Source organism: Halomonas sp. AOP27-A1-41 (assembly GCF_052378605.1).
Lineage (GTDB): Bacteria > Pseudomonadota > Gammaproteobacteria > Pseudomonadales > Halomonadaceae > Vreelandella > Vreelandella citrativorans.
The window spans coordinates 1-18,171 of record NZ_JBQSXT010000019.1 but is presented as its reverse complement, the minus strand read 5'-3'; the positions used below and the strand labels follow the sequence as shown (position 1 = coordinate 18,171).

Genomic DNA, 18,171 nt, shown 5'->3' with positions numbered 1-18,171 from the left:
CTGAAACGGATATTGGATCATACACGATCGCCTCTTTCAGTTAGAGGGCCAAAACATTACTGTTACTGTGAGAGCCTATTTTGTGTTTGTAGTCAAACCTCTATTCCTGTAATACCCCTACAACGTGTGCGACCATCCTTCCATTGCGAGTAGCTAATAAGGCCGGGATAATACGCCTGTAATCTTTTATCACTACCTTATCATTACCCAATGAGGCCGCATGTGAGTCAGCAAGCTCTCGAAAACGTTTTTGAGGAATGGCAGAACAACCAGGCTCTGGCCGAACAGATGATCCCGCTTGTTGGGCGCCTTTATCGGCATAACAATGTTGTGGCTACTATGTTTGGGCGCTCACTGATCAATCAGTCCGTTATTCGTATCCTGAAAGATCACCGGTTTGTGCGCAAAATTGAAGGGACAGAATTGTCGGTTGAGGACACCTTCCCCATCGTTGAAGCGATGAGCGCGCTTAATCTGGGGCCTGCTCATGTTGATGTGGGTAAGCTGGCGGTCATGCTTAAAAAGCAGGGCGGTGGTGATGTAAACGCATTCTTGCATAACGAACTGCAGGATATTATTGGCGGTTATCAGTCGGGAGCCAGTAAAGGCGAGCCGCAGGATGTTGTGCTTTACGGTTTTGGGCGCATTGGTCGTCTGCTGGCGCGCGTGCTGGTTGAAAAAGCCGGTGGCGGAAACCTGTTGCGTTTGCGCGCGATTGTGGTGCGTGGGCGTGGCGATGTGGGTAAAGACCTTGAGAAGCGTGCCAGCTTACTGCGTCGTGACTCGGTGCATGGCCCGTTTGAAGGCACTATTTCTGTTGATGCTGAAGCGCGTACGCTTACTGTAAATGGCAATGTGGTTCAGGTTATTTACGCTGACTCGCCCAGCGAAATCGATTACACCACTTATGGCATCAAAAACGCGGTCATTGTTGATAATACCGGTATTTGGCGCGATGAGGCTGGCTTGGGTCAGCACTTGGAGTGTAAAGGCGTGGCCAAGGCGCTACTAACGGCGCCAGGTAAGGGCGATATTAAAAATATCGTTTACGGTGTTAACCACGCGACCATTGGTGAGAATGACCGTATTGTATCGGCGGCTTCCTGTACCACCAATGCCATTGTGCCCGTTCTAAAGGTGCTCAATGATCAGTACGGGGTCACCACCGGTCATGTGGAAACTGTTCATGCTTACACCAACGACCAGAACCTGATTGATAACTATCATAAGGGTGATCGTCGTGGCCGCAGTGCGGCGCTTAACATGGTGTTAACCGAAACGGGTGCGGCCAAAGCCGCAGCAAAAGCGCTACCTGAATTGGAAGGCAAGCTAACGGGCAATGCGATTCGCGTGCCGACGCCGAACGTTTCGATGGCCATTTTGAATCTGACGTTAGATAAGCCAACCGATGCTGCCGCGCTGAATGACTATTTGCGCCGTATGTCCATTGATTCGTCTTATCAGAAGCAGATTGATTACGTGGACTCTGCTGAAGTAGTTTCATCGGACTTCGTTGGCAACCGCCATGCAGGCATCGTGGACGCAAAAGCAACGATTGCTAACGGTAATCACGTGGTTGTGTACGTGTGGTACGACAATGAGTTTGGTTACAGCTGCCAGGTTATTCGTATCCTGCAGCAAATGTCGAACGTACAGTTTTTAAAACTGCCACGCCACGCATAGTGCCTCTATGCCGGTGAATTAGCTGCGGAATAGCTTTTTCCATCGCGTCTGGATTGCTTAACGCCACCTTCGGGTGGCGTTTTTAATTGTAAAATCAAGTGTCATGGGTGGCATGTAACACTTTATGTGGGCATCAGGGATGTGGTCATTGTCCGCGCTTATCTTTATAATGTTGTAGATTTTTCGGGGTGGTTCAAGCGTGCTTGGGCCTGACTGGTAACGATCTGACAGAAAACAACAATTCACTGAACAGAAAATAAGCATTCGAACCCCTTACCTTCGTATATCCGATCCATCAACTGGGCGAGACTATGATCGAAGTCAAAAAAGGCCTGGATCTCCCCATCACGGGAGCGCCCGAGCAGCGTATTGAAGATGCGCAGCCTGTGCGTTACGTGGCAATCCTGGGCACTGACTACGTTGGCATGAAGCCAACCATGGAAGTTCAGGAAGGGGATAAGGTCAAACTGGGCCAGCTGCTCTTTACCGATAAAAAAATTGAGGGTGTCCGTTTTACGGCACCTGCAAGCGGTGAAGTAGTATCCATTAACCGTGGCGAAAAGCGTCGCCTGCTATCTGTCGTTATTAAAGTTGACGAGAATGAAGAAGCGATGGCATTTGCTTCTCATGATCGCGCTTCTTTAGCGCAGCTTGACCGACAGTTGGTCGTTGACCAGCTCGTTGAGTCGGGGCTTTGGACAGCGTTACGCACACGTCCTTTCTCTCGCACGCCAGCTATTGATAGCATTCCTGCTGATATCTTTGTAACGGCCGTGGATACCCACCCGTTAAGCGCTGATCCAGCAATTGTCATCAATGAAGAAACCCAGGCATTTGAAGACGGCCTCAAGGTGCTAACACGCCTGACCGAGGGCAACGTTTTTCTGTGCACGGGGGCTGATGCCAATATCCCTGGCGGGGATATTGACGGTGTGAAAACCGAAAGTTTTGCCGGTCCGCATCCTGCGGGTCTGGTGGGTACGCATATCCATTATCTTTCGCCAGTCGCGCTGCACAAACAAGTCTGGCATATCGGTTATCAGGATGTGATCGCGTTTGGTAAGCTCTTTGTCGAAGGCAAACTGCATACAACTCGTGTTGTCGCTGTTGGCGGCCCACGCGCTGAAAAACCTCGTCTTCTGCGGACCCGCTTGGGAGCAAGTACCCAAGAGTTTTTGGCAGATGAAGTCATCAAACCCGATGACACCCGCGTAATTTCCGGTTCGGTTTTTTCGGGCTTCTCGGCGGAAGGTCACCTGACCTACCTGGGGCGTTTCAGCAATCAGATTAGCTTGCTTGAAGAGGGCAACAAGCGTGCCTTGTTAGGCTGGCTTTCTCTTGGGGCCGATCGTCACTCGATTCTGGGTATTTACCTCTCGCGTATTAAAGGCCTGCGTAACTACGCGCCTACCACGTCGACCAATGGCTCTGAACGTGCCATGGTGCCGATTGGTACTTACGAGACGGTAATGCCGCTGGATATCATGCCGACTCAGCTGCTGCGCTCGCTGATCGTGGGCGACATTGAAGTTGCCATGCAACTTGGGTGTCTGGAGCTAGACGAAGAGGATCTGGCGCTGTGCACATACGTTTGCCCCGGCAAATATGAGTATGGCCCTATCCTGCGTGACAACCTCGCCATGATCGAGAAAGAGGCCTGATAATGGGTATTCGACAAACACTCGATAATCTCGAGCCGCATTTCCATAAAGGCGGTAAGTACGAAAAGTTCTACCCGCTTTATGAAGCCGTAGATACGATTTTCTACTCACCCCCAAGCGTTGCCAAAACAACGTCGTTCGTGCGCGATGGTATCGACCTGAAGCGCATTATGATCACCGTTTGGCTGTGTACTTTCCCGGCAATGTTCTTTGGTATGTGGAACGCGGGTTGGCAAGCCAACGTGGCTATTGATGCAGGCTATGCCTCCATGGGTGGCTGGCGTGAAGCGATCCTGATGACCTTGGCTGGCGGGCATGATGCGGGTAGCTTGTGGTCCAACTTTGTTCTTGGTGCCACGTACTTCCTGCCTATCTACCTGGTCACTTTTGCCATTGGTGGTTTCTGGGAAGTACTGTTTGCCATCAAGCGTGGCCATGAAGTTAATGAAGGTTTCTTCGTTACTTCGGTGCTCTTTGCGCTGATTCTTCCGGCCACTATTCCGCTTTGGCAGGTAGCGCTGGGTATCACCTTTGGTGTCGTGATCGGTAAGGAAATTTTTGGCGGTACGGGCAAAAACTTCCTGAACCCGGCGCTTACTGGTCGTGCCTTCCTATACTTCGCCTATCCTGCGCAAATTTCCGGCGATGCCATTTGGGTGCCCGCTGATGGTTATACGGGTGCAACGGTACTTTCGATGGCGTTCCAGGACGGCATGGGTGCAGTCACTAATGCGTTTAGCTGGTGGGATGCCTTCATTGGCTTTATTCCAGGCTCAGTAGGTGAGGTGTCGACGCTTGCGATCCTTGTCGGCGCATTGGTGCTGCTCTACACGCGTATTGCCTCGTGGCGAATAATGCTTGGCGTGTTCCTGGGAATGGTAGCCACCAGTACGTTGTTTAATCTGATTGGCTCCGATACCAACCCCATGTTTGCCATGCCGTGGTATTGGCACTTCGTGATAGGTGGGTTTGCATTCGGTATGGTCTTTATGGCTACTGACCCCGTCTCTGCTTCCATGACGACCCAAGGCCGTTTGATATTTGGTGCGCTCATTGGTGTACTGACGGTACTGATTCGCGTGGTTAACCCTGCCTTCCCCGAAGGCATCATGTTGGCAATTCTCTTTGCTAACCTGTTTGCACCATTGATTGACCACTTCTTCGTCCAGGCCAATATAAAACGCCGTATCAAGCGTACTGGCGTTCCGGCCGAGGAGACTGCCTAATGGCACAAGGTAATAACTCAATCAAGAAGATCCTGATTGTCGCGTTTTCATTGTGTATCGTGTGTTCGGTAATCGTTTCGACGGCCGCCGTGGCACTACGTCCTGCGCAGCAGCTCAATCAGGAATTAGATCGTAAAACCAACATCCTTAACGTGGCGCGTTTATACGAGCCGGGAATGGATGTAGAGGAAGCATTCCGGACCCAAATTACGGCGCGTGTGGTTGAGCTTGAAACCGGTGAGTATACCGATGAGTTTGACCCCGAAACGTTTGATGGGTTTGAAGCATCACGTGATCCGGCAACCGGCCGCACGCTGTCCGGAGACCGCGATATCGCCGGGCTTTCTCGGGTTGAAAATTACGCGACTGTTTATTTGGTCGGTAATGCAGACGACCCAGACCAAATCGTATTGCCGATTCGTGGGCAAGGCCTGTGGGGCCGGATGATGGGCTTTTTGTCGATCGAAGGTGACGGTAATACTATCATCAGTATTACCTACTATGACCACAGTGAAACGCCGGGTCTGGGTGCTGAAGTGAACAACCCGCGTTGGCAAGCGCAGTGGGAAGGCAAAGAAATTTACGCTGAAGAAGGTTCTCTTTCGCCAGCCATCCACTTAACCAAAGGCGGCGCGAGTAACGAAAATGAAGTTGACGCGTTATCCGGTGCTACCCTCACCAGTAATGGTGTGACCAATATGCTGCAATTTTGGTTAAGCGAAGAAGGGTTTGGTCCGTACCTTGCGACATTCCGCAGTGGTGCTGATCCGGAAGATGCCGACAACACCGATACCGACTTCGAAGACGGTGAGGGGGCTTAATCATGGCGGACGTAAATGCAAAAAGCGTTTTAATAGCGCCTATTTTTCAGAACAACCCCATTGCACTTCAGATATTGGGGATCTGTTCTGCGCTGGCAGTAACGACCAGCATGAGCGTGTCGTTGGTAATGGCGTTAGCTGTTATTTTCGTAACATCGCTCTCAAGCTTTTTCGTATCATTGATTCGGAATCATATTCCTTCTTCGATCCGTATTATTGTGCAGATGACGATTATTGCTTCATTGGTAATCGTGGTTGACCAGATCCTCAAAGCCTATGCTTATGAAATGTCCAAGCAGCTGTCGGTATTTGTGGGTCTGATCATCACCAACTGCATTGTAATGGGTCGTGCGGAAGGCTTTGCCATGTCCAACACTCCCGGCATGTCTTTCCTGGACGGCATCGGGAATGGCTTGGGCTATGGGTTCGTGTTGCTGGTGGTTGGCTTCTTCCGTGAGCTGTTGGGTGCGGGTAGTGTGTTCGGTTTTACTATCCTGCCTACCGTTCAAGATGGTGGCTGGTATGTGCCTAACGGCCTGCTGCTGTTGCCTCCGTCCGCTTTCTTTATTATCGGCCTGATGATTTGGGTTATGCGCTCAATCGATCCAGGGCAGGTAGAAGAGACTGAATTCAAGATGAAGGAAAACTCCAAGCCACAGGAGGCTGTGTAAAATGGAACACTATTTAAGCCTTTTCGTCGCTTCGGTTTTTGTTGAAAACCTGGCCTTGGCATTCTTTCTGGGGATGTGTACTTTTCTCGCGGTCTCCAAGAAGGTTTCCTCCGCGTTTGGCCTGGGCATTGCGGTTATTGTCGTCCTGACTATTTCAGTGCCTGTTAATAACCTGGTATTCAACCTTCTGCTTGCGCAAGGTGCACTTTCCTGGACCGGTATTAGCGGTGCTGAGAACATTGACCTCTCATTCCTTGGGTTATTGAGCTATATCGGCGTCATTGCAGCACTAGTGCAAATCCTTGAAATGTTCTTGGATAAGTACGTGCCTGCACTGTATAACGCGCTTGGCGTATTCCTGCCGCTTATTACCGTCAACTGTGCCATCCTGGGTGGCGTGCTGTTCATGGTTGAGCGTAACTACAACTTCGGTGAATCCCTCGTTTATGGTTTTGGATCCGGTGTTGGTTGGGCGTTGGCTATTACGGCCTTGGCAGGTATCCGTGAAAGGCTGAAATACAGCGATGTGCCTGGTGGCTTGCAAGGGCTGGGTATTACTTTCATCACCGTAGGTCTGATGTCGTTGGGCTTTATGTCCTTCTCGGGCATTCAGCTCTAAACGGAGCCGGTTTTTCCCGGCGGCGTTCTGCGCTGCCGGGTTACAGGAAACCTCAGCAATAGGAAACCGACATGGTTGATACATCTGTCATCTTGCTCGGTGTTGTCATGTTCACGATCATCGTTATTAGCTTAACGGCGATCATTCTGGCAGCGCGCAGCAAGCTTGTGAGTAGCGGGGACGTGACGATTGAAGTTAATCACGACCCTGAGCACACCTTGACGACTCAGGCCGGTGGTAAGCTTTTAAACACCTTGGCGGCAAATGGTATTTTCCTCTCCTCGGCATGTGGTGGCGGTGGTTCTTGCGCCCAATGTAAATGCCGTGTGGAAGAGGGTGGTGGTTCCATTCTGCCGACTGAAGAGTCGCATTTCACCATGCGTGAAAAGAAAGAGGGCTGGCGGCTCTCTTGCCAGGTGCCCGTTAAGCAAGACATGAAGATCGAAGTACCTGAGGAAGTGTTCGGCGTTAAAAAGTGGGAAACCGAAGTTATCGCTAACCCTAACGTCGCGACCTTCATCAAGGAACTGAACCTAAAACTGCCTGAAGGCGAAGAAGTTGCCTTCCGCGCGGGTGGTTATGTTCAGCTGGTTGCACCGCCTTACGATATTAAATTCTCCGATTTTGATATCGAGGAAGAGTATCGCGGCGATTGGGACAAGTTTGGAATTTTCAAGGTTGCCCATAAGAGCAATGAGGAAGTGATTCGCGCCTACTCTATGGCGAACTACCCGGAAGAGAAGGGTATCCTCAAGTTCAACATTCGTATTGCTACACCGCCCCCAGGCAGCAGTCATCCGCCGGGCCTAATGTCTACCTACGTCTTCAACTTGAAACCTGGTGACAAGGTGACCGTAATGGGTCCGTTTGGTGAGTTCTTCGCCAAGGATACCGACGCCGAAATGATCTTTATCGGTGGCGGTGCGGGTATGGCGCCGATGCGTAGCCATATCTTCGATCAGCTTAAGCGTCTTAAGTCTAAGCGTAAAATGTCTTTCTGGTACGGTGCACGCTCTTGGCGTGAAACCTTCTACAACGAAGAGTACGATCAGTTGGCAGAAGAGTTCCCGAATTTTGAATGGCATCTGGCGCTTTCTGATCCGCAGCCTGAAGATAATTGGGAAGGGCCGACGGGCTTTATCCATAATGTACTGTATGAAAACTATCTGAAGGACCATCCGGCGCCTGAGGATTGTGAATACTACATGTGTGGGCCGCCCATGATGAATGCTTCCGTGATTAAGCTGCTGCTTGATCTGGGGGTTGAGCCTGAAAATATCATGCTGGATGACTTCGGCGGGTAAGCGCTCAGGTAATCGAAAGTAGCCTTCGGGCACATTTGGGGCTGGCCGTAAGGTTGGCCCCATTTGTTTTGAATAGACTCAAGCCTTCGCTAATAGGTGCTGAGTGGTGAATAAGTGCTTGGCAGTTATCAGTACGTGGCAGCTAATAAGTATGTGTCAGCTAAGGTACAATTAAGGTATAGCGAGTATCTGGAAGGCACTAATTGCCTAAGCTGTTGTCGGTAGGTGGTGCATCCATAGCAATGCAGGGAGGTTAACATGGCGATTTGGCTACTGGTATTTGGCTTTATGGCGTTGATAATGTGCGCAATGGCGGTTGGCGTTTTAATGGGTCGTAAGCCTATCGCAGGTTCATGTGGTGGTTTAAACCAGATTGGTATGAAAGACGGCTGCGATATTTGTGGCGGTAAAGATGACGTATGTGAAGAGGAGAACCGCAAGCGAGGAAATGTGCGTCGCCGCAGTGATGAAAGCCGCGGAGCGGACTTGGGCTACGACGCTACACGGCGCTAGCACAATCCGTAACCGTATCGGAAAGAGAAAGAGTGCAGGGCGCAGCCGAGAGATCAGCTGCGCCTTATTATTGGGGAACGAGGAGACGCAGAGAGTATGGCGGTTCACAATTACGATGTCGTGGTTATTGGTACAGGCCCTGCAGGTGAAAGCGCGGCTATTAACGCCGCCAAGCACGGTAAGCGTGTAGCGATTATCGAAAAGCAGGCACAGGTAGGTGGTAATTGTACCCATTGGGGCACTATTCCCTCAAAAGCGTTGCGCCACCAGGTTAAGCAAATCATGGCGTTTAACACCAACCGAATGTTTCGCGATATTGGTGAGCCGCGCTGGTTTTCTTTCCCTAAAGTGATGGAGCGTTCGCGCGGCACGATTGATAAACAGGTAGAAATGCGTACTACCTTTTATGCTCGTAACCGAATCGACTTGTTTCATGGTATTGCGCGCTTTAAAGATGCGCATACCGTGGTTGTGCGCGACCAGCATGAAGGAATGGAAGAGCTGGTCGCCAAAAAAATTGTGATTGCTACCGGCTCACGGCCCTATCGGCCCGCGGACATCAACTTCCGCCACCCACGTATCTACTGCTCTGACACCATTCTAAGCCTTTCTCATACACCGCGTACGTTAGTGATTTTTGGCGCTGGCGTTATCGGCTGTGAATATGCGTCAATTTTCTCAGGATTAGGCCTCAAGGTAGATCTCATCAACAACCGTGACAGCTTGCTTTCATTTCTTGATGATGAAATCAGTGATGCGCTCTCTTACCACCTGCGTAAACATGGCGTATTGATCCGTCATAACGAGGAATACGCGAGTGTAGAAGGTGATGAGTCTGGCGTTGTCGTGCATCTTAAGTCGGGCAAGAAGATCCGCGCTGATGCGTTCTTATGGGCCAATGGTCGCACGGGCAATACCGATAGCCTGGGGCTTGAGAATATTGGATTAGAAGCCAATGGGCGCGGCCAGCTCAGCGTTGATGAACACTACCGTACGACAATTCCGCATATTTATGCCGCCGGTGACGTGATCGGTTGGCCAAGCCTTGCCAGTGCCGCGTATGACCAGGGGCTAAACCTTTGCAACGAGCTGCTCGATAAAGAGTATCGCTTCGTCAACGATGTACCCACCGGCATTTACACTATTCCTGAAATTAGTTCGTTTGGACCTAATGAGCGCGAGTTGACTGAAGCCAAAGTGCCCTATGAAGTCGGAAAAGCGTTCTTTAAAGATACCGCGCGTGCGCAAATAACCGGCGATGTCGTGGGTATGCTGAAGATTCTCTTCCATCAGGATACGTTGGAAATCCTGGGGATCCACTGTTTTGGTGACCAGGCCTCTGAGATTCTACATATCGGCCAGGCCATTATGCAGCAGCCGGGTGAAGCCAATACGCTTAAGTACTTTGTGAACACAACCTTTAACTATCCAACGATGGCAGAAGCGTACCGAGTGGCAGCACAAAATGGCTTGAACAGAGTATTTTAACGCGCTTTGGGTAGCGTAAAGCGCAGGTGTAGTGTCATACATCGCTGTGTAAAAGGGGCCACCAGAAATTGCGTGGCCCCTTTTGTATACTTAATATTCATCCAGTAACTGCTGCGCGCGTGCCTGCCAACTGCCGTCTATTGATGCTGCCTGCATCAAGGCGTTGCGTGCTTCGTCGGGCTTATCCTGTTGCAGCAGCAAAATACCCAGGTTGAGCCAAGCGGCCCCCATGTGTGCATCGTGCTGGGTCGCTGCATCAAAGGCTGCCATCGCTTCCTTGGGCCGGCTGTCGGCGTACAGCGCGTTGCCCAGCGCAAACTGCGCCAGTGGGTCCGTTGGGTAGCGGTTAACCAGGGCTTGCCAACTGCTTAGAGCTTCTTTGGGGCCGTGAGCTTCTTCGTAAGCGCTAATAGCCTCCAGTGCATTACGGGCACTAATGCCTTCCGGCAGAGTGCCGGGGTTGGCCACAATAAATCCCCAGCGACCACTGCGCGCCCAGGTCGCATCAAAGCGGCTAAACGACAACGTATGTCGCTCACGTTCACCACTGCGCAGGATGAGCGTTTCATCAGGCAAATCAAATCCGATAGCCACCGCGTAGTGCCACATGGGATAAATAGGCAGTGACAGGTTCTGCATCACCACGACTGGGTCGCCGTTAGCCAAATGATTTAACAGTGCATCCATGGTACCGCGAATGGGGTAGGCAAGCTGTTGGTGGCGGCGAACGGTGGACAGCATTTCAGGTTGAACGCTACCGTCACGCCCTGGCAAGAATACTTGCGGAATCAGCTGGTCAACGCCCACCTCAACGCCTTGGTAGTTCAACACCATGGCAAGCGTTGCCGGGCCACACTGGTACTCGCTTTGGGCAAAAAACGGCACGGCACGATTTTCTACCTGAGGGGTCAAGGCTTCGTAGGTGCTGTCGAGTAAAATGGGGCTGCGGGCACAGGCAGAAAGCAGTAGGGCGAGCATAAAAACGCCCGCAAAGCGGGCGTAGGGTAACAATGTTTTCATAGTGACTAGCTTAGCGGGTAAACGGATAAACGTCGGTTAAACCGAGAATATCAGTAATCAGCAAAATGATGAAAACGGCAAACAGGGCACCGATAACACCGCCGCCTGCACCGGCAGGCAACTGATCAAGCTGCTGAGTCATTTGCTGTGCTTCGGCATCGCTCAGAGCGGCAACGCGGGCGTCCACCTCATCAAGATCCACACCCTGCTTTAGCAGCTGGTCCTGTACATCGGCACGGGCCAGAATTTCGTTTATCCGCTCACGGTCAGCGCCGACACGATCACCTGCTAAAACAGACTGAGTTGAAACTAAATCCATGGATTGGGGGGCGGCAGGCGCAGCAGCGACGGGCAAGCTGGTGATCACTAGCGCCGCGATCAAGAGTGCAGAGAGGTAAGCGCGCAATGTTTTCATCGTCTTCTTCCTTAGAGACTGGTCAGGGGTGTCGAGCATTGTGCTGCTCTAATCACTAGTATAGGAATAAAGAGGGCAGGCTTTAAGTCTATTGTCCAATATGCTAATTATTTGCACTAATGCGATAGGTCCAGGCTGTTTCAGCAAGAATACCTTTTCCGCCCGCCATGGTCATCGCCAAGTCATGAAGGCCAGGCCATAAGGGCACATTAGCGGCCCCTTTAACGGCTAAATCCAGCCGTTGCGCCATCAAAAGCAGCTTGTGCAAACGCTTCATGGGAAGACGCTTTATGGCCTTTTGATAAGCGGGGCGGCGCTTATCAAAAATCATTGGCTTTTGGGTTTTGCAGGCGTGCTCAAAACTTTGGCCTTGATCCAGGTGCTGATGCAAAGAGAGTAGCGTGCGTAACTCGCGGCTTAATGCCCATAGCACAATGGGTGCTTCGACCCCTTCACTACGCAGCCCCTGCACTATGCGTGAGGCGCGGCTAACCTCACCTTTCAAGCAGGCATCTGCCAGGTTGAACACATCAAAGCGCGAGCTATCCTCTACGCCTTGGGCGATGCTCTCAACGTTTAAGCGGGTACCTTGCGGATGAATCAGCGAGAGTTTTTGAAGCTCCTGATCAGCGGCCAGCAGGTTACCCTCAGTGCGTTCACCCAGTAGGCGCGCAGCCTCAAGGTCAATCTGCAAGCCATGCATTGATGCTCGATCACGTAGCCAGTAGCCCAGGCGAGCATTATCTACGGGCCATACGGGGACAAACAGGCCGTGCTTATCAAGGGCTTTAAACCAGGCACTTTTCTGCTGTTTGCCATCCAGCTTACCCATGCTGAGTAGCAGTAGGTCGTCGCTGTTTGCGATGGTTTCAGCGTACTGCGCTAGTGCTTTGCTGCCTTCCTGGCCCAGTTTATGGGTGCCCAGGCGAACTTCCATCAACTTGCTGGTTGCAAATAATGAAAGGTTGCTGGCGGCCTCCAGTAAGCGGGTCCAGGCAAAGTTGGCATCTACGTCCAGTACTTCGCGCTCTTCAATACCGGCTTGGCGTGCGGCGGCACGTACTGCATCACAGGCATCGCGGTGCTGGAGCGGCTCATCGCCCGCTACGATGACGACCTTAGGCAGCGCTTTACTTAAGGCACCCGGCAATTGGTCGGCAAAAACCTTCACTCAACACCCTTAATGTTAACCAGGCGCTCCACAATACGTTGTGCTAGCTCCCGGGCAAGCGATCGCTCTGCTTCATTGAACAAGGTTTCACGATTGAGCAAATCATCATCGTTAACACGGATGGTTCTGCTGACAGATACGTTACTGCCGTTAAGCGCATAGGCATTGGTCTGACGCTGTTGCACCGAGAGCGTTGTGCTTAGCACCAGCTCGTGTTCACGGCTGGCGCGACTATCGCTACCAATACGTCGCTCCAGTAAGGAAGGGGTGCCTAACGTGACGCGCCAGGGCGCGTCAGGTCTTATCTCGGTTCCTAACTGTGTCAGGCGTGCACGTAGCTGCTGGGCCGTGGTGCTATTAATGTCCCCTTCCAGCGTCAGTGCGGGCAGGCTGGGCATAGCGCTATGGCCGCGCAGATGAAAGCCACAACCGCTAAGTAGCACCGCCGCAGAAGCGGCGATGCTGGTTGTCAAAAATGTGCGTCGGTTCATCCGCTTACCACAATGTTTACCAGCTTGCCTGGCACGACGATCACTTTACGGACCGTTTTGTCTTCCAGGTGGCGCTGGACGTTTTCGTTTTCCATCGCCAGTTTCTCGATGGCTGCTTTATCTGCACTAGCCGGTGCTTCCAGGCGTGCACGCAACTTACCGTTTACTTGCACGACAAGTTCAATGCTATCGCGAGTAAGCGCTGCTTCATCAAGCACTGGCCACTGCACTTCAATAGCGGGTTCTGCATGCCCTAGGTTTTGCCACAACTGATGGCACACGTGCGGAGTGATTGGAGAAAGCAGCAAGATACATGCTTCCAGCGTTTCACGGCTTACCGCTAAACCAAGCTCAGAGGTGTCATCAAACTTGCCAAGCGCGTTGGAAAGCTCCATGACTGCCGCGATAGCGGTATTAAAGGTGGTGCGGCGGCCAATATCGTCGCTGGCTTTCTTGATGGTTTCATGCGTTTTTCGACGCAGTGCTTTTTGGTCATCATTAAGCGCATCAACCTTCAGCTCACCCGGTGTGCCGGCTTCAAGATGCTCGCTCACTTGGCGCCAAATGCGCTTGATGAAGCGGTGCGCACCTTCAACACCTGAGTCAGACCATTCCAGCGACTGCTCGGGCGGGGCTGCAAACATCATAAACAAGCGGACAGTATCAGCACCGAACTTGTCGATCATCGACTGCGGATCAACGCCGTTATTTTTCGATTTGGACATTTTTTCGATGCCGCCCATCTCAACCGGCTGACCATCACTTATCAGGATAGCGCTTAGCGGACGGCCTTTCTCATCACGCTGAACGTCGACATCGTCCGGGTTGAACCACTGTTTGCCGCCGTTATCGGTATGGCGATAGTAGGTTTCCGCGATGACCATGCCTTGGGTAAGCAACTGCTGGAAGGGCTCGTCAGAATCCACCAGGCCAAAGTCGCGCATCAGCTTATGGAAGAAACGTGCGTATAGCAGGTGCAAAATGGCGTGCTCGATACCGCCAATATAAAGATCGACCGGTAACCAGTAGTTGGCGCGATCATCCAGCATGGCGTCATGGTTATCGGCGCAGCAGAAGCGCGCAAAGTACCAGGAGGACTCCATAAAGGTGTCAAACGTATCGGTTTCGCGTACCCAGCCATCGCCCAGGTCGGAAAACTCAGGCATTTTCTTGAGCGGTGAGCCGGAGGCGTCAACCGTCACTTCCATGGGCAGTGATACCGGGAGCTCTTCATCGGTCAGCGGAACGGTCTGGCCTTCCGGGCCGTATTTAACCGGAATCGGCGCCCCCCAATACCGCTGGCGGGCAACCCCCCAATCGCGCAGGCGATAGTTGGTTTTAACCTCGCCACGGCCCATTTCGGCAAGTTTTGCGGCAATCGCGTCAAAGGCCTGCTCAAACTCCAAGCCATCGAACTCACCGGAATTGATCAGCGCACCATGCTCAATATACGCGGCTTCGGAAAGGTCGGGCGTATTGCCGTTTTCATCGGCAATAACAGGTTTAATATCGACACCGTACTTGGTGGCGAACTCCCAGTCGCGCTGGTCGTGGGCAGGTACTGCCATGACAGCGCCGGTGCCGAACTCCATAAGTACAAAGTTGGCCACAAACACCGGAACTTTAGCGCCGCTAAGCGGGTGAATGGCGACATGACCGGTGGCCATGCCAAGTTTCTCTTTAGTGGCCATTTCAGCTTCTGAGGTGCCGCCTTTGGCGCACTCTTCACAGAAGGCTGCCAGCTCTGTATTTTGTTCTGCCGCCTGTTTGGCAAGCGGGTGGCCAGCGGCTACCGCGACGTAGGTAACCCCTGACAGCGTATCCGGGCGAGTGGTGTAAACGGCTAGTGGTTCAGCCGCGCTACCGTCTGCTGCTTCGATATCAAACGTCAGCTCAACACCACGCGATTTACCAATCCAGTTGCGCTGCATGGTTTTGACCTGCTCAGGCCATTCTACTTTGTCTAGGTCGGTCAAAAGCTCATCGGCGTAGTCGGTGATCTTCAAGAACCACAGCGGAATTTCCTTACGCTCAACCAGCGCACCTGAGCGCCAGCCGCGGCCGTCAATGACCTGCTCATTGGCAAGTACGGTCTGGTCAACCGGGTCCCAGTTCACTGTGGACATCTTCTTGTAAACCAGGCCTTTCTCGACCAGTTTGGTAAAGAACCACTGCTCCCAGCGATAGTAGCTGGTATCGCAGGTGGCGAATTCGCGGCTCCAGTCGTAGGCAAAGCCTAGCGCCTTCAACTGGTTGCGCATGTAATCAATGTTTTGGTACGTCCATTCCGCAGGCGGCACCTGGTTTTGGATCGCTGCGTTTTCCGCAGGCATGCCAAACGCGTCCCAGCCCATGGGCTGCATCACATTTTTACCCTGCATGCGCTGGAAACGTGAAACGACGTCACCGATAGTATAGTTACGCACATGGCCCATATGCAGCTTGCCGCTGGGGTAGGGGAACATGGATAGGCAGTAAAACTTCTCGCGGTTCGCGTCTTCTACTGCTTTGAAGCACTGATGTTTGTCCCAGTACTGCTGGGCGTCACGTTCAATTTCACGAGGGCTATAGTGTGCGTCCATCGGTTTTTTTAATGCCTTGGCGTATTCGCCCAATAGGGCGCAAAGTGAATGGTAGATGACGACTGTCAGATAAGTAGTGTCGATTGTATCCTATGAAGGGGTATCCTTGAACGGCAAGCTGATGATAGGAAACACCTGCGTCGACAAAAGGAGAGGCATCATGAGTGAACAACACAATGACCACCGCTTGCGCGAAGGCTATGAGCGCTTGCTGGAGCGCATGCAGCATGGCGCAAATGACTTAACCTGGGACAACCTGCAAAAGGATTTAGACGACGCAGTCGCTTTTGAAGCGGAGCTTGAAGAGTACACGAAAGATGAGCTGGCCCTGCTGCGTGCTTGGGTTGAGCGCGACTTAAAAGATATGCGCCACTACCTGGCAGATACCGGGATGCAGGTCGCTACCTGGTTGGGTGTCGATATCAGCGGGCTTTCACGTCGCGTTGCGGAGTCACTACTTTCCATCGCAGATCGAAGCATTGTAGAGCGTGAACGCTTTGATGACGATCTTGAGGCGGCTCGGGCAGATTACTGCGAAGGTGAAATGGCAGCACCAGGTTTGATGGCCTGTGTCCACTGTGATGCCCAGGTAATGCTGCCCCATGTGGCGCGCCTTGAGCCTTGCCATCAATGTGGTCACCGCTACTTTTATCGGTTTCCCAGTAAAATTATCGAAACCTGAGCATCTCTCTAACCGCTGACAAACGGTGTGGGCAGCGAGGGCGGGTCAGAGCAGGGGCTCGCCGAAGGGGGCTGCCCCTGTTGTGTTGGTAATTCCGTGTGATGCAATAGGCGAGGAGCTACGTCACCAGATAGCTCATCGCCGTGATTGAGGCTAGCGAAAGTAGACTCATCACCGCTGCATAAAGAAGATTGTTTTTCATCATGTGGTAACCGTTGATCCCGTAGCGGCCCTGAAGGCTCAGGTTAATCCCTGATAAAGGCCCGACGCTGGTGCCCACGGCCCATGAACATAAACAGACAAACGCAAACAGAGTGTGCTCTCCACCGTGCAAACTTACGATAGAGGCCAGCACCGATACCCCAATAATTGGGTGGAGCCCCACCAGCGCACTCAGCACAATGCTGAGAAAACTGATCATGCCTTGTTGCGCGCCAAAGGTTTCGAATAGCGTCCAATCGTTGCCCGCTACGGCAGCCACAAGCGCTGAAAGCCCCAGCGTAAAAAGCCCCGCCGCTAAAAACAGTGAAACTTCTCCTCGCATGGCCGGGAGCCGTGTGGTGGTGTGTTGGCGAACACGCCACAACGTATAGCCGATGCCTTCGCGCAGGTTATAGATCAAGGCAACGGCCGGGATCAAAAAGGTAATAATGCCAACGATTGAGAGCCTGGGCGTTAGCCAGAAATGAAACACCATGACCAACAAGGCCATGATCACGGGCATTATCAGGCTACGCGGTGCCAGAGAAAAGCCATACACCTCACGTAAATCAAATCGACGGCCAAGTTCAAGCGTCGTTAGCAACCCGGAAATCATTGCTAATGGGAATCCAAAGAGTGCCACGTAGGAGTACTGCATCTGCGGTGCGAGTGCGATCACTATTCCCATGGAAGCAAAAAACGGTGACCATAGCGCGGCACTTGAAAGCCCTCGATTCAATGCCAGGTACTGTGGAATCGTTAATGGAGCCGTTCGTGCCAATCGGTCACCGACCATAATAACGGTTGATATATTCAAAATCGTGCCCAGAAAATGCACGCCAAGCCAGGTACGTAATACGCCGCCACTGCCCGTTAAGCGTTTGCCTGGTGCTTTTTTTCGCCCTTGCTGTTTACCTACCAGGGAAATAAAGCTGACGCCTACCAGCATGGCCACTACAAAGGCATTGCCCTGCAGCATGGCGGGCCAATCTACGTGGTTATGGTAATAAAAGCGCGCCACCAGCAGCATTAATATGCCCAAAGCCATCAACACGCCGGCCTGAAAACGTGAGCGTTTGGGAATGTCCTTCCACAGCAATATCACGGCGAGCCACAACACATAGCTCACTGCGTGCGCCGTGTTTATCAGACCGGTAAACCCAAGAATCTGTGCGATCAACCCAAGCAGAATCAGCACACCCGCCAAGCGCTGCCGAAAAGTCGTTTCTTGCATGCTAAACCCTTAAAGTGAATTAGCAGGCTAATAGGGTTGGCACTGAAAGGCTAGTCGCAGCCGATATGCTTCAATAAATCGATGAGGTTTTTAATGAAAATAAGGTCAATGAATATCGCTGATTTGGATGAAGCTGCAAACGTTCATTCACTGGCATTCCCTCGCCAAACGCATTCGTATGAATGGTTGAAATGCAGTCTCAGTGCCTCTCCTCGATTTCTTTGCTTTGTCGTAGAGGAGGAGTGTAGCGTTATTGGATATATTGTTTGGATGCAAAAGAGCGGCTTCCGTCCGGAGGCGGTTCTGGAGTTAGAGCAATTGGCAGTATTGCCAAATCGTCAAGGTAAAGGGGTTGGGAAACAATTAATCGAAAATTCACTCCCTTTGGT

General features: G+C 52.0%; 17 protein-coding genes. 11 read left to right on the top strand and 6 right to left on the bottom strand.

All coding sequences use genetic code 11. From position 1 onward, the window contains the following. Positions 1–222: 222 nt before the first annotated feature. The 9 genes from ACT3TC_RS12675 to sthA all read left to right on the top strand — a co-directional run bounded on the left by ACT3TC_RS12675 (position 223) and on the right by sthA (position 9,986). Entirely contained in the window at positions 223–1,683 is a 1,461-nt protein-coding gene (locus ACT3TC_RS12675) for a glyceraldehyde-3-phosphate dehydrogenase (RefSeq protein WP_444640272.1), read from the top strand. A 311-nt stretch (positions 1,684–1,994) separates the two neighbouring features. Next, a complete protein-coding gene (locus tag ACT3TC_RS12670; protein WP_444640271.1) occupies positions 1,995–3,344 on the top strand; it encodes a Na(+)-translocating NADH-quinone reductase subunit A in 1,350 nt (449 codons plus the stop codon). Positions 3,345–3,346: 2 nt separating this feature from the next. Continuing rightward, positions 3,347–4,570, top strand: a complete 1,224-nt coding sequence (locus tag ACT3TC_RS12665; RefSeq protein WP_193053120.1) for an NADH:ubiquinone reductase (Na(+)-transporting) subunit B — start codon at positions 3,347–3,349, stop codon at positions 4,568–4,570. Beyond that, on the top strand, positions 4,570–5,391 hold the full coding sequence (locus ACT3TC_RS12660) for a Na(+)-translocating NADH-quinone reductase subunit C (RefSeq protein ID WP_441679454.1): 822 nt from the start codon (positions 4,570–4,572) through the stop codon (positions 5,389–5,391). The genes ACT3TC_RS12665 and ACT3TC_RS12660 overlap by 1 nt, the downstream gene beginning before the upstream one ends. A 2-nt stretch (positions 5,392–5,393) precedes the next feature. Next, positions 5,394–6,062, top strand: a complete 669-nt coding sequence (locus ACT3TC_RS12655; RefSeq protein WP_087107502.1) for an NADH:ubiquinone reductase (Na(+)-transporting) subunit D — start codon at positions 5,394–5,396, stop codon at positions 6,060–6,062. 1 nt (position 6,063) lies between these two features. After that, positions 6,064–6,681: an NADH:ubiquinone reductase (Na(+)-transporting) subunit E gene (gene nqrE / locus ACT3TC_RS12650; protein WP_087107500.1), complete on the top strand. Its 618-nt coding sequence runs from the start codon at positions 6,064–6,066 to the stop codon at positions 6,679–6,681. A gap of 71 nt (positions 6,682–6,752) precedes the next feature. Continuing rightward, positions 6,753–7,985 (top strand): NADH:ubiquinone reductase (Na(+)-transporting) subunit F, encoded by a 1,233-nt coding sequence (nqrF, locus tag ACT3TC_RS12645; protein ID WP_193053118.1) that lies wholly within the window; start codon positions 6,753–6,755, stop codon positions 7,983–7,985. 258 nt (positions 7,986–8,243) lie between these two features. Further along, positions 8,244–8,498, top strand: a complete 255-nt coding sequence (gene nqrM / locus ACT3TC_RS12640; protein WP_087107496.1) for a (Na+)-NQR maturation NqrM — start codon at positions 8,244–8,246, stop codon at positions 8,496–8,498. Between the two features lie 96 nt (positions 8,499–8,594). Next, positions 8,595–9,986: a Si-specific NAD(P)(+) transhydrogenase gene (gene sthA / locus ACT3TC_RS12635; RefSeq protein ID WP_172118387.1), complete on the top strand. Its 1,392-nt coding sequence runs from the start codon at positions 8,595–8,597 to the stop codon at positions 9,984–9,986. 90 nt (positions 9,987–10,076) lie between these two features. Here the strand turns inward: sthA and ACT3TC_RS12630 are convergent, their stop codons facing one another. From ACT3TC_RS12630 to leuS, 5 genes are all read right to left on the bottom strand, one after another. Continuing rightward, a complete protein-coding gene (locus tag ACT3TC_RS12630) occupies positions 10,077–11,006 on the bottom strand; it encodes a PA2778 family cysteine peptidase (RefSeq protein ID WP_444640270.1) in 930 nt (309 codons plus the stop codon). A 10-nt stretch (positions 11,007–11,016) separates the two neighbouring features. Further along, complete coding sequence (locus ACT3TC_RS12625; RefSeq protein ID WP_444640269.1) at positions 11,017–11,421, bottom strand: PA2779 family protein; 405 nt, start codon at positions 11,419–11,421, stop codon at positions 11,017–11,019. Positions 11,422–11,524: 103 nt separating this feature from the next. Then, a complete protein-coding gene (holA, locus tag ACT3TC_RS12620; protein ID WP_444640268.1) occupies positions 11,525–12,592 on the bottom strand; it encodes a DNA polymerase III subunit delta in 1,068 nt (355 codons plus the stop codon). Further along, on the bottom strand, positions 12,589–13,083 hold the full coding sequence (locus tag ACT3TC_RS12615) for an LPS-assembly lipoprotein LptE (RefSeq protein ID WP_441679450.1): 495 nt from the start codon (positions 13,081–13,083) through the stop codon (positions 12,589–12,591). The genes holA and ACT3TC_RS12615 overlap by 4 nt, the downstream gene beginning before the upstream one ends. After that, on the bottom strand, positions 13,080–15,665 hold the full coding sequence (gene leuS, locus ACT3TC_RS12610; RefSeq protein WP_172118390.1) for a leucine--tRNA ligase: 2,586 nt from the start codon (positions 15,663–15,665) through the stop codon (positions 13,080–13,082). The genes ACT3TC_RS12615 and leuS overlap by 4 nt, the downstream gene beginning before the upstream one ends. A 160-nt stretch (positions 15,666–15,825) precedes the next feature. Here leuS and ACT3TC_RS12605 point away from each other — a divergent pair, with 160 nt between their 5' ends. Continuing rightward, entirely contained in the window at positions 15,826–16,347 is a 522-nt protein-coding gene (locus ACT3TC_RS12605) for a zinc ribbon-containing protein (protein WP_172118391.1), read from the top strand. A gap of 118 nt (positions 16,348–16,465) precedes the next feature. Here ACT3TC_RS12605 and ACT3TC_RS12600 read toward each other — a convergent pair whose 3' ends face one another. After that, positions 16,466–17,782 (bottom strand): hypothetical protein, encoded by a 1,317-nt coding sequence (locus tag ACT3TC_RS12600; RefSeq protein ID WP_444640267.1) that lies wholly within the window; start codon positions 17,780–17,782, stop codon positions 16,466–16,468. A gap of 108 nt (positions 17,783–17,890) precedes the next feature. Between ACT3TC_RS12600 and ACT3TC_RS12595 the strand changes: the two genes are divergently transcribed. Continuing rightward, positions 17,891–18,171: GNAT family N-acetyltransferase (locus ACT3TC_RS12595; RefSeq protein WP_444640266.1), on the top strand; the 281-nt coding region annotated here is incomplete at its 3' end.

Coding starts and splice junctions, on each gene's coding strand:
- leuS (WP_172118390.1), bottom strand. CDS start 15,665: ATGGACGCACACTATAGCCCTCGTGAAATTGAACGTGACGCCCAGCAG.
- ACT3TC_RS12630 (WP_444640270.1), bottom strand. CDS start 11,006: ATGAAAACATTGTTACCCTACGCCCGCTTTGCGGGCGTTTTTATGCTC.
- ACT3TC_RS12600 (WP_444640267.1), bottom strand. CDS start 17,782: ATGCAAGAAACGACTTTTCGGCAGCGCTTGGCGGGTGTGCTGATTCTG.
- ACT3TC_RS12625 (WP_444640269.1), bottom strand. CDS start 11,421: ATGAAAACATTGCGCGCTTACCTCTCTGCACTCTTGATCGCGGCGCTA.
- ACT3TC_RS12670 (WP_444640271.1), top strand. CDS start 1,995: ATGATCGAAGTCAAAAAAGGCCTGGATCTCCCCATCACGGGAGCGCCC.
- ACT3TC_RS12660 (WP_441679454.1), top strand. CDS start 4,570: ATGGCACAAGGTAATAACTCAATCAAGAAGATCCTGATTGTCGCGTTT.
- sthA (WP_172118387.1), top strand. CDS start 8,595: ATGGCGGTTCACAATTACGATGTCGTGGTTATTGGTACAGGCCCTGCA.
- ACT3TC_RS12605 (WP_172118391.1), top strand. CDS start 15,826: ATGAGTGAACAACACAATGACCACCGCTTGCGCGAAGGCTATGAGCGC.
- nqrE (WP_087107500.1), top strand. CDS start 6,064: ATGGAACACTATTTAAGCCTTTTCGTCGCTTCGGTTTTTGTTGAAAAC.
- ACT3TC_RS12655 (WP_087107502.1), top strand. CDS start 5,394: ATGGCGGACGTAAATGCAAAAAGCGTTTTAATAGCGCCTATTTTTCAG.
- ACT3TC_RS12665 (WP_193053120.1), top strand. CDS start 3,347: ATGGGTATTCGACAAACACTCGATAATCTCGAGCCGCATTTCCATAAA.
- ACT3TC_RS12615 (WP_441679450.1), bottom strand. CDS start 13,083: ATGAACCGACGCACATTTTTGACAACCAGCATCGCCGCTTCTGCGGCG.
- nqrM (WP_087107496.1), top strand. CDS start 8,244: ATGGCGATTTGGCTACTGGTATTTGGCTTTATGGCGTTGATAATGTGC.
- nqrF (WP_193053118.1), top strand. CDS start 6,753: ATGGTTGATACATCTGTCATCTTGCTCGGTGTTGTCATGTTCACGATC.